Source organism: Aquaspirillum sp. (assembly GCF_055136605.1).
The window spans coordinates 1-16,351 of the sequence record NZ_JBSQVP010000053.1 but is presented as its reverse complement, the minus strand read 5'-3'; the positions used below and the strand labels follow the sequence as shown (position 1 = coordinate 16,351).

Annotated in this window: 15 protein-coding genes, 1 tRNA gene and 1 CRISPR repeat array; of the genes, 4 read left to right on the top strand and 12 right to left on the bottom strand. The window is 47.2% G+C overall.

All coding sequences use genetic code 11. The features are described from left to right. Positions 1-129: 129 nt before the first annotated feature. Positions 130-1,682: a CRISPR direct-repeat array (repeat unit 28 nt; unit sequence GAAACACCCCCACGGGCGTGGGGAAGAC). Between the two features lie 38 nt (positions 1,683-1,720). From cas2e to ACTBZS_RS09370, 10 genes are all read right to left on the bottom strand, one after another. Then, positions 1,721-2,017: a type I-E CRISPR-associated endoribonuclease Cas2e gene (cas2e, locus tag ACTBZS_RS09415; RefSeq protein WP_081642714.1), complete on the bottom strand. Its 297-nt coding sequence runs from the start codon at positions 2,015-2,017 to the stop codon at positions 1,721-1,723. Continuing rightward, complete coding sequence (gene cas1e / locus ACTBZS_RS09410; protein WP_022653700.1) at positions 1,995-2,870, bottom strand: type I-E CRISPR-associated endonuclease Cas1e; 876 nt, start codon at positions 2,868-2,870, stop codon at positions 1,995-1,997. Before cas1e ends, cas2e begins: the two co-directional genes overlap by 23 nt. Further along, entirely contained in the window at positions 2,867-3,592 is a 726-nt protein-coding gene (gene cas5e / locus ACTBZS_RS09405) for a type I-E CRISPR-associated protein Cas5/CasD (RefSeq protein WP_463043945.1), read from the bottom strand. Before cas5e ends, cas1e begins: the two co-directional genes overlap by 4 nt. A gap of 9 nt (positions 3,593-3,601) precedes the next feature. Beyond that, complete coding sequence (gene cas7e, locus ACTBZS_RS09400) at positions 3,602-4,621, bottom strand: type I-E CRISPR-associated protein Cas7/Cse4/CasC (RefSeq protein ID WP_463043944.1); 1,020 nt, start codon at positions 4,619-4,621, stop codon at positions 3,602-3,604. Between the two features lie 15 nt (positions 4,622-4,636). Continuing rightward, positions 4,637-5,290, bottom strand: a complete 654-nt coding sequence (cas6e, locus tag ACTBZS_RS09395; RefSeq protein ID WP_463043943.1) for a type I-E CRISPR-associated protein Cas6/Cse3/CasE — start codon at positions 5,288-5,290, stop codon at positions 4,637-4,639. Then, positions 5,287-5,805, bottom strand: coding sequence for a type I-E CRISPR-associated protein Cse2/CasB (casB, locus tag ACTBZS_RS09390; RefSeq protein WP_022653695.1), 519 nt, complete (start codon positions 5,803-5,805; stop codon positions 5,287-5,289). The genes cas6e and casB overlap by 4 nt, the downstream gene beginning before the upstream one ends. After that, complete coding sequence (casA, locus tag ACTBZS_RS09385) at positions 5,802-7,298, bottom strand: type I-E CRISPR-associated protein Cse1/CasA (RefSeq protein WP_463043942.1); 1,497 nt, start codon at positions 7,296-7,298, stop codon at positions 5,802-5,804. Before casA ends, casB begins: the two co-directional genes overlap by 4 nt. A 10-nt stretch (positions 7,299-7,308) precedes the next feature. Next, positions 7,309-9,801 carry a CRISPR-associated helicase Cas3' gene (cas3, locus tag ACTBZS_RS09380; protein WP_463043941.1) on the bottom strand — a complete coding sequence of 831 codons (2,493 nt, stop codon included), beginning with the start codon at positions 9,799-9,801 and terminating at the stop codon, positions 7,309-7,311. A 229-nt stretch (positions 9,802-10,030) separates the two neighbouring features. Further along, positions 10,031-10,106 (bottom strand) — tRNA-Thr (locus ACTBZS_RS09375). 21 nt (positions 10,107-10,127) lie between these two features. Next, complete coding sequence (locus ACTBZS_RS09370; RefSeq protein WP_463043940.1) at positions 10,128-10,793, bottom strand: hypothetical protein; 666 nt, start codon at positions 10,791-10,793, stop codon at positions 10,128-10,130. 155 nt (positions 10,794-10,948) lie between these two features. Here ACTBZS_RS09370 and ACTBZS_RS09365 point away from each other — a divergent pair, with 155 nt between their 5' ends. Then, positions 10,949-11,773, top strand: a complete 825-nt coding sequence (locus ACTBZS_RS09365; RefSeq protein ID WP_460430042.1) for a basic amino acid ABC transporter substrate-binding protein — start codon at positions 10,949-10,951, stop codon at positions 11,771-11,773. A gap of 89 nt (positions 11,774-11,862) precedes the next feature. Further along, the gene (locus tag ACTBZS_RS09360) at positions 11,863-12,606 is read left to right on the top strand and encodes an amino acid ABC transporter permease (protein WP_463043939.1); all 744 of its coding nucleotides are present in this window, start codon (positions 11,863-11,865) and stop codon (positions 12,604-12,606) included. Positions 12,607-12,704: 98 nt separating this feature from the next. Here the strand turns inward: ACTBZS_RS09360 and rsgA are convergent, their stop codons facing one another. Next, positions 12,705-13,601 carry a ribosome small subunit-dependent GTPase A gene (gene rsgA / locus ACTBZS_RS09355; protein ID WP_463043946.1) on the bottom strand — a complete coding sequence of 299 codons (897 nt, stop codon included), beginning with the start codon at positions 13,599-13,601 and terminating at the stop codon, positions 12,705-12,707. A 29-nt stretch (positions 13,602-13,630) separates the two neighbouring features. Next, positions 13,631-14,893: a M48 family metallopeptidase gene (locus ACTBZS_RS09350; protein WP_463043938.1), complete on the bottom strand. Its 1,263-nt coding sequence runs from the start codon at positions 14,891-14,893 to the stop codon at positions 13,631-13,633. Positions 14,894-14,956: 63 nt separating this feature from the next. On the opposite strand from ACTBZS_RS09350, the gene orn reads away from it, so the two are divergent. Then, a complete protein-coding gene (orn, locus tag ACTBZS_RS09345) occupies positions 14,957-15,508 on the top strand; it encodes an oligoribonuclease (protein WP_460430039.1) in 552 nt (183 codons plus the stop codon). A gap of 19 nt (positions 15,509-15,527) precedes the next feature. Further along, on the top strand, positions 15,528-16,351 hold an 824-nt coding region (locus ACTBZS_RS09340; protein ID WP_463043937.1), incomplete at its 3' end, for a glucose-6-phosphate isomerase.

Below are 16,351 nucleotides of genomic sequence, written 5' to 3'. Positions count from 1 at the left end.
CTACACTCCGCTCGAGGCAATCTACCGCCAACAGTTTACGAGCGGAACATGGCAACAAAAAAACCGATCTTGGTGTCTCAAAAAATTTGACCGTTACAAACAGCCCACAACAAGCCATCGTTAGAGAGGGAAACACCCCCACGGGCGTGGGGAAGACTCCGTTGCCTTGCTGCTTTGAAAAATTAACCAAGAAACACCCCCACGGGCGTGGGGAAGACCGCATCCGCACCCTGCTCGGCATAGAGTCGCCGGAAACACCCCCACGGGCGTGGGGAAGACGCATTGCAAGACCCGCGAAATGATCGCGTAAAGGAAACACCCCCACGGGCGTGGGGAAGACGCCAATCTTCCCTTTCTTGTACCAAGAGAATTGGAAACACCCCCACGGGCGTGGGGAAGACCATTGAGCAATACGGATTCGTTGACGGTGTTGAGAAACACCCCCACGGGCGTGGGGAAGACCGACATTGGCTGGCTCAGTGTTTTCAAACTTAAGAAACACCCCCACGGGCGTGGGGAAGACGCGTGTCGCTATCTGACATCAGCGCAACAGACGGAAACACCCCCACGGGCGTGGGGAAGACCCACCGGCAATAACACCTGCTGCTTTGAGTGCGGAAACACCCCCACGGGCGTGGGGAAGACAATCTCCCTTGGGTTGACACGCTTAATTTAGCGGAAACACCCCCACGGGCGTGGGGAAGACACCAACATGGCCGCATTGCGCGAACAAGCCAAAGAAACACCCCCACGGGCGTGGGGAAGACAGTTCATATTCTGATACAGACTTTTCATCCATTGAAACACCCCCACGGGCGTGGGGAAGACGCTGCCTGCAAAGCCATCATCGCTGCATTATAAGAAACACCCCCACGGGCGTGGGGAAGACGCAGGAACTAGCCAATCTTGGGCGTGTTAGTGAGAAACACCCCCACGGGCGTGGGGAAGACGCCATCACAGTTTGATACCGAAAACCCTTCGGAGAAACACCCCCACGGGCGTGGGGAAGACTTTCAAGCGTTCTCACATCAAGGTCGCGAATGAGAAACACCCCCACGGGCGTGGGGAAGACGTGACCACCATCAACTAAAAGCGTGGCGACAGAGAAACACCCCCACGGGCGTGGGGAAGACAAACGCGCACCCGATCATCAATGGACGGACCTGGAAACACCCCCACGGGCGTGGGGAAGACTTTATTCGCCCATTTTCTAACGTAATCTTCAAAGAAACACCCCCACGGGCGTGGGGAAGACGCCCTGCAGGATGCGGCATTCGCTTGCGTGTTGGAAACACCCCCACGGGCGTGGGGAAGACTTCTTGTTTGCGATTTCCTGAAGCGCTTCACCGGAAACACCCCCACGGGCGTGGGGAAGACGCCATAGCTTTGCGTCATTGAGCTAAGTAGCGAGAAACACCCCCACGGGCGTGGGGAAGACCCCGTTCCACGTTATCGGCTCACAGTCTAATCGGAAACACCCCCACGGGCGTGGGGAAGACCAAGCGACGAAAGGCAGCAATGGCCGTTCAAGAGAAACACCCCCACGGGCGTGGGGAAGACGGAATCAGGCCGTTAGCAGCCGGATTTAACTCAGAAACACCCCCACGGGCGTGGGGAAGACAAAGCACAGATTTCAGACGATGAGCGAGATGAGGAAACACCCCCACGGGCGTGGGGAAGACAGCAACAGATTGTGCTGAGCATACTACTATTATACTAGCTATTGTAGTTCTGAGGAATTTAGGGTTTCTACTATCAATTGCAATCCATCAATTGTGGTCTGCGGCTTTCTTGGTGTTCCAATCGTGACTATACGATATCCAGGTGGTTTAGGCTGCGAAACATAGATCATTACACCAGATTCAACGGGGCAATGTTTTACCAGATAGTCAACCACGGTTTGTGCAACAGAATCTTTAATACCAGATACAAAAACATTTGCCCGTGGTTCTATGAACCATAATTTCATACGTCCACGAACAGCAGGAGGCAGTTCATTTGCGATGACGATGACCATGTTTTCCTCGCATTAGTGAATTTATATCGGACACTGCTGTATCCAACAAATCCATGTCCAGTGCACGTTTTCTAAATTGAGCAGAAACAATGTGCTTGTTGTAACGACCAGCCATGTCTTTAGTGAGAGAAAAGGCCAGATCAATACATAAATTTTCTTTATATAAATCAGCAAGATCGTAAACAAAAGGCAATGGGCTACCTGAGTGAATAAAACCAATATGAGGAGAATAGCCTAAGCTATGAACAACAGAACAGAGAATGCCATAGAGGGCAGCATTACAAGCAGTTAGAACCTGGTTAGTGATATCACCCAACTCGAACTTACCAGGAACATACTGTCGTCCTTTCCAGCCAACTTGATATTCTTCGGCTTTCTCTTGGTAAAGATTTTTGACTCGTTGTCCTTCCATGCCCATCATAGAAGCCAAAGTCTTATCCTCCAGATCAGCATCTGGAAAACGACGTGCAAAAAGTTGTTTCGCAACACCCAAGGCAAGTTCTTCATCGGCAGCAAGCTTAATTTGCTGTTTAAGGTTACGCGTATCTGCAGTGGGTAAAAACCCCGCTGCATAAAACAGCAAACTATCTTCACCGACCCAACTGACAGAACAATTTGCGGCAACCATTGTTTTAACAGCTTCATGGGTGATGCTTGTACCTGGCCCGAGTAGCAATGTATTGATCGTTGCAATGGGCAAAGGAATCACTTGCCCATCAGCATCCAACCATTTCACACTACTATCATCAACCTCCAGCCGCCCACGTTCTAGGTAAAGAAATGGATATTTATCTTTTACTTGTGGCAAAGATTCACGAGTCACCTTCACTAGCAGGCGCTGGATTTGGCTCATAATGTTGAATCCTCCTCAGAGTAAAATACCGTGACTTGACGATCGCGATAGCGCTTGTCCTGGCCAAATTGCAAAGGAACATCGTTTAAGGTGATGACTTCGCCATCATGCGCACCTTGACGTACAAAAAAACTACGAGCACGGTTTTTCACACAAGCTAATTCATCAGCAAATTTCAGTGCATGTTCCGTATCCACATAAATACCCTGATACACCAACTCGGTAGGGACACAAGTTTTGCGGCCAAGGTAAACATCCCATACAGGGCAACGCAATGCCTCGGCAAAGGCATCCGCTTGTTCTGTTGGAACCTCCAACACGACAGCAAAAGCCATATCTTGAAGATAATAGCGGTAGGTCATTTTTGTCCCTCCCCCTACCGCTTTCTTGCCATCACTTGTTTTTGGAATCAGTAGATTTTGCCATGGATCCGCGTCATCATAACCACTACCCACCATATGAAAATCACGTAGTAATGGTTGACGTAAACTAGGTTTGTTGTCGTTGTTTTTTGGAGTATATGCTACAAGCTGCATATCTAAATCCGCCAACTGAGCCAATAAATCACGCTGTGCCCCACCCGCACCAAGAGCACAACACAACAAACCTAAAACCCCCGATTTTGTTGGAAAAGGCAAACTGTCACGGCGACCAAAACGCGAATCATGTCCCCATGCTTGCAATGGCCCTTCTAGCCATAACAACAAATAAGGGTTGCTCATTCTTTACCCTCACTCAACATGAGTTTGTAAGCCAGCAATTAAATCATCTATAGAAAAATTCTCATCTTCCCCCCATTCAAAATCGGCAACCTTGCCGAACAAAGAACCAGATAATTTTTCTTTTTTAGCCAAATAATCTTTCAATGCCGCGATACTAGGCTGTAGATAACCACCATTTTGCGCTTTAATCGCTGTTTCAAAAGGCACTTGTAAGCGTTGTCCCCGACGGACGAAAACCTTGGCAAACTCCCATGGAGACGCGCCCGACTGTGTCGTTTGACGTGCAGACGGTACAGCAACAAACAACGCCTGAGTGAAAGCAGCAATCGCTTGTTTAAGTTGTCCCTCACCTAGCGTTTGTGCGAGTTGCCCTAAATCGAGGCTGATATAACGATAATAAGTGGCAGCGTTATATTCTAAGCTACCCATATGTGCCGACCCGGGTTCTGTTTGCAAATCATCTAACGCAGTGAAAAACTCAACTTCATTACTGACTTTATGTGTTGAAATTGCATGAGAAAAACTCGCAGCCGCTTCAACATTCATCTCGGCAGCCTTCGCCACCATTCGACCAAATAACGCAATATCAAGGGCGTCGACAGCAGAACTCAATGCTTTCTTTGCAACCTTTGCTAAATCCTTATCCTTGATTTTGCTGGCATCAAATGCCAATGCCTTCGCATAATCCGCAAAAGCCGCCGCCTCAGTTCCACTCAAAAACAGCAAGGTATCGTCGCTTAATGTCTCGGCCATCTTCTGAGCACATGCAGTCGCAGCGACCTCATCTGCCCCCACATCCACTAAGGCCTGTTGCAATAGCGCCTCAACTTTTTTGGTTCGCACACCCAATTTGATACCAAAGTCTTTCATGGCCAAGCGTACCTGACGCTTCCAACATTGCGAGCTCACCCGTGCACGTGTGGTACCGCCAATAATCGCTGTTTTAGGGGCGCCAACATCATCACGATTTAAGCAAGTGACGGGAAAAGATTGCAAAATGTGAAACTCAATACGGGTATTTTTAAGCATGACTTAACATCCTTATCAGGCGTTAGAAGAGGGGTTAATCAGAGGAACAATTTGTAATAGGCCACAACCAAAAGCTCTACCTCGTCCTATCCCACGGGCAAAACTTGCAGCGAAGAGATCGGGCGAAATAACTTGTAATGTGCCTTGCAAATGCGCTTGAGCAAGCGTCACATTGCGCTGCGATTTATCTTGAAAACGCAACACCTCAACACGGTCAATTTGTAACTGGGTTTGTTCTACAATAAATCCCCAATTAGCTTGAGCACGTTTAACAAACCATGCAGCAATTTCATCACGCTGACGAATTGGTACTAATTTTTTAGTGCTGTTGTTTCGGCGAGTAGGATTGACAATTAACTTAAAACGATAACGATGATGGGATAAAAAATGGTTTGGTAGTGGCTGTGTACGGATTTCGCCATACTGACCATCCACTTTCTCCATTGGCTCGCGATTAGATAACAAAAGCACATCACGGCCATGAAAATCGCCCCCTAAATCCGCAAACTGAATACCACTGGTTTCGCTGGTTTGTTTATCCAACTCACTGCGAATATCAGGAAATAAGCTATACACCACTCGATGCAACGAATATGGATCGGTTATTCGTAATGCGTGGCAATCCTGTCGATTGAGCCGTAATACGCTAGCAAACAGGGTTTGGCTCATACTTGTTCCTCTTCTACAGGTCTATGGTAAAACTCCTGTGCCCATTGCGCTTTAACCCGTTGATTATCTCGCCCAAACTGTAATAACTGTTTTAATAAACGCTCATAATCTAGCGTCTGGCGCGTTTTGCTTTGGATAAGAGAGAGAACACCACGCAGAATCCGACACACTTCAGCCGTATCATCACACGCTAATAACCGACGTAATCTTGCTTTAGCCTGATCACTGTTAGCACCTTCCTCATAACACGCCGCGATTGCAGCACCAAGAGAGCATGAACCATTTTGATCTGCTTTTGCACGAGCAACCGCAGCAGCCACCAATAAATAAGGTAATCGAGGGTGATCGAATTCAATAGGGATGTTAAATGTGGCTAATAGCTCCCAACTTTGATACTCAGTGGCAGGGTTATCAGCACGCCGTAACCGTGCAGCAAAACCCTTATCTCGCAGACAGTTATCTAGGACATAGCGGATGAACTGTTGTGCCTTATCAGGTTTTTTATTCTCACTCATGCGGCCTCCTGTTGTAGATGCAGGTATTTACGAAGATTAGGACGACTTTTTGCCCACGCATCCAGTTGTCGCGCCGTTTGCTGTGGGCATTGGGTATTAAAAATATGGTGTAGATTGTCAGCAAATCGACGACGTAATTGGAAGCGTTGTTGCACTTGGCTGCGCTCACAAGCATGAAGGAGGGTTTGTGCTTCTCGTTCACACAATTGCCAAAACAAAGCCGTGGCTTGTTCTGCTATGGTTTTACCATCAACTTTTTGTTCTTTGTAATAACTGATTACACAGCCATATAGCAATTTAGAGAAGTCATTGAGGACATCAATTTCACCACGCAAATTGGCTAGCCATTCACCATCTAATTCTGAGGCATAAAGCCAAAAGACCGATTCAACGTAATCATCATCTCCAGATACATACTGCTCACCTGCGTTACTGCTGACACGTAACCCACCTGACCAAATAGCAAAACAGTCACTGACTAATTTGGCATGCCGTACTGCAACTCGTAGCTGCAGACAATCAAAGGTATTTTGCTGAGACTCAACAAAACCGAGTAACGCGGTGAGTTCTCGCCAAGGACGACGCAAGGGATTGACCCATAACACTTTCGGCTCTTTGGCGCGACGATCAACTGCAATTGAGGGATCAACACCCCCGACTTTGTAATCTGGATGTGCAATTCCTTCGCTGTAGTGCAAACCATTGTCAGTAAACAGACAAAAACGGGACAACGGTACTAAACGCCCCATTAATGTTGTTTTATGAACACGTGCAATCGAACAGTCTTCGCCCGTTGGCATTTCCTCCCATATTGCACGTCCAACTCCACCTGGATACAAACCACTTTGCTGAATATCTTGCTGAGTGAAGAGATTAAGGCGCAGGGTCTGCCACAGTGTTTCGCCTAAAACAAAGTTATGCAATAGACCCATAAACCCTACTGAAGGCCCCGCTTTGGCAGAAGATGGTTTTCCTTTTGCATTGGTTTTATTTGGATAGCCAGAGGTAAGCACCACGCTGTTATCTGTTTTTTTACCACCAAGCGCAAACCCCATTTGTTCGACTAATAACAATGCTTTATCCGCGTCATCTAAAGGTTTTTCCTGCTGGGTTTGTGTCAATACAGTGGTGTTGCCAGTAGAGACATCGGGAAGTGCAGTTCCATAACTTTTGCACTCTGCCTTTTGAATTGCCGGAACTTGTAAGAATGGTTTTTCACCATAGAGGAAAAAGGCATCTCGCCAACGTTGAAGATAGGTTAAACAACGCGCTGCCAATGTTTGTTCATCCATCGCCAGCCATGCTGACTCATCATGTGGTGTTGCCGCAGCTTGGGCTAAGGCCAGCAGTAATTTCAACAGCGCTATTTTTTGTACGGGTGAACCCCCTAATGCTCGATAGTCTGGATGGGTAAAAAACTCGGTTAAACTTACTCGGCCCACGTCGGCTATTGGCAGCCACGGTTCATCTATCAGGTTAAAGCGGTTTTGCATTGTGTCGCTCTCAAGAAGATTTCAGTACCTGATAACCTAAGTCATCACGGTAAGTGTGGTCATACTTATTTTCCATCATCTGCTCAAAAGGCATATTAACCTTGTCACATTCATTTACCAAGCCAATACGCAAAAAAGATTCTTCATGCTGTCGTTCTCCGAGGTAAAACAAATGTTGAAATCCCAATTTTTCCAATTGCGCTTTTTGGCAAGCAGGAGGTGCAAGGCTAGGACGTAGTTGAATCAGCTCGCGCATCAGCCGGATGGTCAGTTTTCGCCACTTTGCCGCTGGCCATTGATGACGTTGAGTTGGAAAACAACAGGTAGACCCATCTAATAAGGTCAGCTGTGTTTGTTGTGTTTCTGGTAAATAGCGAATCGCTGTTAATAACAGGACGTCGATACTGTCTTGTTCACTATATCGTGTTGCACAATGATGATCTGATTGCGTGTTACCAGCAGTCGCCAGTGTACCGTGCGCCAGCCGTTGCAAGTCTTGGCGCCCAATTTGCCGATAGTTTCCACGCTGGACTCCATGCTCAAGTTCATATTGCCAACGTGCCATGTCGCCAGATTCATTTCTATCGCAATAGGTGGCTTCTAAGAGTGGTCGAATATTATCCGGCAAACAGATCGAAGATTGACATTGCCAACTCTCTAAACTACGACATAAAACATAGCTGCTATACACAGAAGCAGTGCTAGCAAATGCTTGTAGGGGAGAGGCAATCGCAGCTTGTAAATCTGGTGCTAATAACCATGCCTCTAGTCGTGCATCCTTTGGTCTTGGTGTGTTTTGATGTCGCCATAAACGACCAAGGCGTTGTAGCAACATATCGGTTGGAGCAAAACGACTGATCAAAAAATCAGCATCAATATCTAATGATTGCTCAACAACCTGAGTCCCAACCAAGATCCGGCCCTGTAAACATCTTTGTTGCCAGTTCTCTTTACCAAACAAGTTAACCCACTTGTTTTCGTTAGATTGACGATGACTGAGTGTAAAACGAGAATGTAATAGACCACATTGAACATTGAGTTCTTTTCCTCGGGCAGCAAGAATTTGATAAAAATGCTGTGCTTGTGCAACAGTATTTTCCACCCAAAGAACTTGTTGCCCCTGTTGTGCACGATATAAAGCTTCTTCTATCGCATCTTCATCTTTTGTCAGAAACTTAAGGTTAATTTCTCGTTTTTCGGGCGGTTCTGTTGAAATTTCGACTAGGTGACTTTGATGTGCCAAGGCAGAAACCAATGGGTAGTCATGGTTCTTTACTGAAGTATCTAATAGTTGCTCTCGCCTACGCTGAGTTAAGGTTGCACTCAAAACAATGACAGTGCAGTTAAGCTGACGCAGCAATTTCACTAATTCAGACAGAATAGTTCCTGTATACATATCATAGCTATGTACCTCATCTAGAATCACAACTTTGCCTGCTAACCCAAAGGCACGCACAAAACCATGTTTGACATTCATGGCTGCCATCAGCGCTTGGTCGATAGTTCCTACTGCGAAAGGAGCTAATAGTCCCCTTTTTGCTTGGTTAAACCATGCACCACCGGGCCGACCTTCCTCACCCATTTCGGTGTCTAATAACCATGCCTGTCCATGAAGCAATAAACCACGGCGATGGCGACAATTTGGTAACAAAATCTTTTCAAGAAAATCGGAAAAACGCTCATAAACTTTGTTAGAGGTAAGTTGAGTCGGCAAAGCAAAATAAATACCCATTGCCTGTTTTGACACAAGCATTTGATACGCAGCAAATAAAGCAGCCTCTGTTTTTCCTTGACCCATTGGTGCTTCTAATACATAGACACCGGGCTTGCTAATTGCCTGACAAAGCGTTTCTTGTAATGGTCGGGGAGAAAATCCAAAGATTTTATGAAAATCAAGATTATGGCGAATAAGTGGCGGGACAAAACCCACATCATCTAGTGCAGATTGAATGAAAGGCCGCCAATCTTTTTGTGGATCTTCAAACCAAGCGCCAGAACCTATCCAGTCTGCCACGCTGGTTAGACCCGCTAGCAAACGTGCTTGTACTGGATCCGACACAATTGGCCAATTTGCATTAAGTGTTTCTTTTAAGGCTTGAACTAACTTTTCTCTTTCCTGCTGCCAGCCGGTACCACCAAACACTTCAGCCTCTGCCGAATAGCTACCTACTTCAGGTCGAAAGCCATGATGCTGGCCAAGAACCTCCGCTAAAAGTGGGCTAACTCCCATTGCCTGTGCAGCAATTTGACTCACTCCTGCATGGCCACCCCACTGGGATTCTTTTTCTGGAGTGATGTCTGGCAATTTTTCAAGGGAATTTTTGTGACAAGCTTGTCTTAACTTTTCGTAGAAATAGGGACTGACTTTGCCAATATCGTGACAAGCGGCAACAAGATGAGAACCCGCAGGAAAATCAATCGCAAAGGCATAGTGACTCATCAATGCTTTTGCAACTTCTCCTACGATTTGACAATGATTAAAAACGGATCTGCCAAGCTGCACATCTCCTGTCTCTGCGTGGAGATAAGTCTTTGCAGGACAAAGCTCAAAAGAAATCACTGGGATTGATGATGATAAACGACGTGCTCTCACTGTTTTACCTTAACATCATGGAAAAATCACAGTTTATCCAAAATGTTATCAACAGAAAGCACCAACGACAAAAAACCCAGCAGGCACAAGGCTTTTGCTGGGTTTTTTAAGTCATGCTAAGCATCACTTTTTGATTCTGTGGTGCCGGCGGCAGGATTCGAACTCGCGACCCCCTGATTACAAGTCAGGTGCTCTACCAACTGAGCTACACCGGCGCTGAAGAGAAGTTCATTATGTCAGCGCTTATTGGTTTTAGCAAGCACTTTTTCTTGTTTTTTTCTCACCACAGCAGCTTTTTTAGCTACCTTATTGTTTTTACTGGTTTTTAGTAACGGTTTTTTCGCGTTGTTGATCGCTTTCTTTTTCACAACAGCACGACGTACCTGAGCAGGCGAGCGTTTCACTACCGTGGGTTTCTTGACCTGTTTAGCAGCAAGCGCAGTCTTCGCCCGCGTAACTGGGGCTTTTTTGCTGGCGATTTTTGTTGCAGGGCGTATTTTTGCTTTTGTTACCACCGCTTTTTTCTTGGCCGCTTGTGCTCGCAAGGCGGCTTTGTTTTTCACAACTTGACGTGAAGGTTTAACCGACTTGGCGAGTTTGCCTTTTAGTTGAGATTGAGCACGCGCTTTTAGCATACGCTGATTTTTGGGCGTGACTTTTGCTTTGACCTTTTTCGCTTTGTTAACGGTTGGCTGTTTCTTAGTCACAGCCTTTCTTACTGCCCGTTGAGTCGGTTTTTTGTCTGCAACGGGTTGGCTAGGTGAGGCCGTACGAGTAACAGCAGGGCGTTTTTTTTGCACTTGTGGCACGAAATCACCTGGCAATGGCGCATCTTCTGCGTACGCCACAGGCATCATTGCAGTGCAAAAAACTACGAGAAGGACGTTGTATAAATGTTTCATCAGCAGTTTTTAGCAAAAAGGTAGAGAAAAATTGCATTTAATGATTGAAGAACTACTTAGGTGATATTTATATTACCACCGTCTGACTGGGACCGTCTTTGACGTGTCACCAGATGTTCAATATTTTGATGTGTTACGACACAGGGAGTTTCCCCATGGAATTTTCACGACGAAAGCTGTTAATGGCGCTGGTAGCAAGTGCCTTTGTGGCAGCATGTGGTAAGAGTGCTGAACCCAAACCTGCTGATAATGCAGCTGCCCCCGCTGCGCCAGCTGCAACTGAAACACGCACCTACGTCGTTGGAACGGATGCCGCTTATGCACCGTTCGAGTTTGAAAATGAGAAAAAAGAAGTCCAAGGCTTTGATATTGACGTCTTGAGTGCCATCGCAGAAAAAGCGGGTATTCAAGTTAAATTCGTCAACACCCCGTGGGAAGGTATCTTTGCTACGCTGGATCAAGGTGACCGTGACATCGTGATTTCTGCCGTCACCATCACCGACGAGCGCAAACAATCGATGGACTTTACCGAACCCTACTTTGAAGCACGCCAGCTGATTGCTGTCGGCAAAGGGGTGACCGATATTAAAACTTTCAATGATTTGAAAGGTAAAAAAGTCGGCGTTCAAACCGGTACTACCGGTGATGAAGTGGTACAAAAGCTGTTAGGCAAAACCAGCGAAGACATCAAACGCTTTGAAAGCACGCCATTGGCGATGAAAGAGCTGGAGAGTGGCGGCGTACAGGCTGTGGTGGCGGATAATGGTGTGGTCATTAACTATCTGCAAAACAACGCCAACGCTGGTTTGAGCCTGATTGAAGACAATCAAAGCTTCTCCCCTGAGTTCTACGGTATTGCAGTGAAAAAAGGCAATGCAGAACTCTTAGGCAAACTTAACGAAGGACTGAAAGCCATTAAAGCAGACGGCACTTACGATAAGATCTACGCCAAGTGGTTTGGCGAGAAAAAAGCGGGCTAACCCCATTTTCTCTGCTCTATTGGAAGCGCACCGGTCATCCCGGTTGCGCTTCTTTTAATTTTTTCACCACATAAAAAACGGGGAACGCTATGGACTTTCGCTGGGCGATGATTATCGAATACATGCCCTTGTTCATCAATGGCCTCAAGATGACGCTGATGATTACCCTCATCGCGGTCTTTTTTGGCACGCTAATTGGTTTATTGATGGGCATGGCGCGTTTGGCTGATGCCAAACATGGGGCACAACGCTATTTATTGCGTTTTGGCGTGCGGCTACCCGCTGCTGCCTATGTCACTTTTTTTCGTGGTACGCCGCTATTTGTACAAATTTTGCTGATTCACTTTGCACTGATGCCAATGTTAGTCCATCCAGTCGATGGTTTACTGATTGCTGGCGATAGCGCACGCGAATTACGGCAAAACTATGGTGCCTTTTTATCTGGTTTGCTGGCATTAACGCTCAACGCTGGAGCGTACATCACTGAAATCTTCCGTGCCGGCATTCAGTCGATTGACAAAGGACAAATGGAAGCCGCTCGTTCATTGGGCATGTCCTATGGTCAAGCGATGAAGGAAATCATCATTCCACAAGCATTCCGCCGCATGTTACCGCCGCTGGGGAATGAAGCCATTATGCTGTTAAAGGATAGCTCGCTGGTGTCGGCGATTGGCTTGGCAGAGTTGGCCTTTGCAGCGCGTACGGTGGCAGGGGTGTATTCTCGCTATTGGGAACCCTACCTCACCATTTCTTTCCTCTACCTTGGCTTGACCTTGTTATTGGCTTGGGGCGTGGCTGCACTCGAGAAAAAATACCAAATGAAATCACGCTAAGTCGTTGTGTTGGGTTGCCAAATTTCAGCAGCCCAACATGGGCTCTACACCAGTTGATTTTTGGGTGGATACGCTATGCTTATCCACCAAGTACAGATTTAGTGTGTTTTTTGTAAACTGCGGAAAATACGCTGATAAAACGCCACACGCTTTTCTGATAATTCACCACGCTGTACCGCCTGCTGTAGTGCACAACTGGGTTCAACCAAATGCAAACAATTATGAAATTTGCACTGCCCCAAGAAGGGTTGAAAATCGGGGAAATAACCGGCTAAAGCCAACGGCTCGATATGCTGCAAACCAAATTCTTGTAAGCCGGGAGAATCAATCAAGTGTGAGCTAGCATCAAGATGATAAAGCTGTGCATGGGTGGTTGTGTGTCGTCCCGAATCTAACGCCACAGAAATATCGCCTACCCGTGCCGCCGCTTCAGGCACTAAGGCATTGGTCAAAGTTGATTTTCCCATGCCGGATTGCCCAACCAATACCGATGTCTGGTCTTGTAACCATTGGCGCAATGGCGAAACATCTTGCAAGGCAGATAACTCTAGGACGGGATAGCCCAAGGCAACAAAGGGGGCTAATTGCTGTCGTGCTTGAACCACTTCGGGAAGATCGGCCTTGTTCAACACAATGCGTGCTTCTATACCAGCCGCTTCTGCAGCCAATAAACAGCACGCTAACAATTCCTCGCTAAACGTTGGCACGGGCGCGACCACCAAAACCAAGAGCGACACATTGGCCGCAATAATCTTGCTGCGAAAAGCATCAGAACGATATAACAGAGAAGAACGGGTTTCATGGCCACTGATCACCCCTTGTTCGGCATTTTCAATTGTTAGGTACACCACATCACCACAGGCATAGTCGGTACGCTTGCCGCGAGTGGTACAGTCATAACAGATGCCATCGGCCAATTCAACAATAAAGCGGCGGCCATGACTTTTCACAATCACACCGGTGAGTTCAGCGGTTTTTGCTTGTGCATCATGCAAAGAACGGGAAGGACGTGCGGGGGAACGACTCAAGACAAAAATCCTTGCAGTTTAGCCACCCGTGCGGTGGCGGGGGGATGTGAATCATAGAAAGCGGAGTGCAGTGGATCGGGCGTTAATGTGGCAGCATTATCCCGATACAGTTTGGTTAAGGCACTGATCAATGCGGCTGCCGGTGCATATTGGGCGGCAAAATCATCGGCCTGATACTCCTGCCGCCGTGATAATGCGCTAAAAATGGGGGTCAGTGGGAACAATAATAGCGGTAATAATTGGCTGAATAAAAATAGTGCAGCCGCCGCAGAAGTCGTGGCGACCCCTAACTGTTGATAAAAGGCAGGGGTATCGGCTAACACCCCCAACACCGCAAATAACAACAGGCTAAAAACCATGCTGCCGAATAGCCGTTGTCGAATATGTTGATAATGAAAATGCCCCAATTCATGCGCCAGCACGGCTTCAATTTCGTCATGACTAAGATGGTCTAATAACGTATCGAAAAACACGATACGCTTAGCACGACCAAAGCCAGTGAAATAGGCATTGCCATGAGCAGAGCGTTTTGAACTGTCCATCACAAAAATGCCCTGACTATCAAAACCACAACGCTGTAATAACTGTTCCACCCTATCTTTGAGTACCGCGTCAGCCAGCGGCGTAAAACGATTAAACAACGGTGCAATCCACAGCGGAAAAATCACCATCAGCAAAATAGAAAACCCAACCCACAACAGCCACGCCCACAGCCACCACAGTTCGCCAGCCCAGATCATCAGCGCCAACAACGCAGCCATCAAACCTCCACCTAACACCCCACCCAATAATGCACCGCGAAAGACATCGAGGATAAATAGACGACGTGACAGGCGGTTAAAACCAAAACGGGCTTCAAGGTGAAAATGGGAGTAATAGAGAAATGGCAGTTCAACCAGCTGTAACACAGCAAAGACCGAGAGTAAAACTACGGTTTGTTGGGCAATGCCCTGCGGTAGAAGTCCTGCCCATATTTGTTGCAACCACTCAAACCCACCACCTAAGGTTAATAACAGCACCATCAGGGTATGGAATACCAGCTGAACCTGACCCAAGCGGCTTTTGGCAAGGGTGTATTGCGCGGCTTTTTCATGCTGTTCAGGGGGAATATGCGCGGCAAACAGACGGGGCACCCGCCCTGCATAAGCGGCAACATGACGGCGTTGTCGATACGCTAAATAACTCTGCACAACAGATGAGATACCCAACAAAGACAAAAAAACCACCGTAAAAGGAAAAGCGGACAGGGTATCGTTCATAAATGGGCGCTGCTTGACCTAAAATGTGTGCGACAATTTGAAGATTTTGAAGGACAGACCGCTATGGCGCAAGATCAAAACCATCTCATTTGGCTAGACATGGAAATGACTGGCCTGTTCCCCGACCGCGACCGCATTATTGAACTGGCGGTGGTGATTACCGATGCCAATCTAAACACAGTTGCCGAATCGCCGGTGTTGGTTGTTCATCAACCAGACACCGTGTTAGACGCGATGGACGATTGGAATAAAAACACCCACGGCAAAAGTGGCCTGATTGATAAGGTGAAAGCCTCTACCCTCACCGAACAAGAAGCCGAAGCCCAGATGTTGGCCTTTATCAGCCAATATGTACCGGCACGCAAGTCGCCCATGTGTGGCAACTCGATTTGCCAAGATCGACGCTTTATGGCGCGGTGGATGCCAACGCTGGAAGATTATTTTCACTATCGCAATTTAGACGTATCGACCCTAAAAGAGCTGGCAAAGCGCTGGCGTCCTGATGTGGCAAAAGGGGTGGTTAAAAAAGGGCGCCATGAAGCCCTAGCCGATATCTACGAATCCATCGAAGAGATGAAACACTATCGTGAACATTTCATTCGCCTTGTCCCCTAACCTCTAAAACTTGTTGTGTATGAGTCAAATCAATCTTTCCTCGGTGTGGGTACAACTGCATCAACACCAACGTGCAACCCGTCATCTCCACATGCGCGATTTATTCGCCACCGAGCCAGATCGCTTTCAGCGTTTTTCATTACGGTTAGACGGCTTGTTGCTGGATTATTCAAAAAACCGCATCACCGAACGCACACGCGATTTATTGATTGAGTTGGCTCATACCGCTGAATTAGCCAATTGGATGCAGCGTTTACAGGCAGGTGACGCCATCAATGTCAGTGAACAACGTGCCGTCATGCACCACGCGCTACGCGCACCGGCGGACAGTGATATCCGTGTTGATGGTGAGAATATCGTGCCGTCAATCCAAGCGGTATTACAACGCGTGGGTGAATTTGTCGAAAAAATTCACCAACAACACTGGCGGGGACATAACGGCAAACCGATTCGACATGTCGTGAATATTGGTATCGGTGGTTCCGACCTCGGGCCAATGTTGGTCACACGTGCCCTCAAACCGTATTCAGTTGGCAAAGTAGAATTGCACTTTGTTTCGAATCTCGATGGGCGACATCTCGCCGATACATTAGAAGCCTTGGATGCAGCAGAAACCTTATTTATTGTTGCTTCCAAGTCTTTCAGCACTCCAGAAACCTTACTAAACGCACAAGCCGCCCGAGAATGGTTCTTGGCCCAAGGCGGCAGTGTTGAGGCCATACAACAACATTTCGTTGCTGTTTCCAGCAATATCCCTGCGGCAACCGCATTTGGCATTGCTCCCGAGAACTGTTTTCCTTTTTGGGATTGGGTGGGAGGGCGTTATTCCGTGTGGTCGGCGAT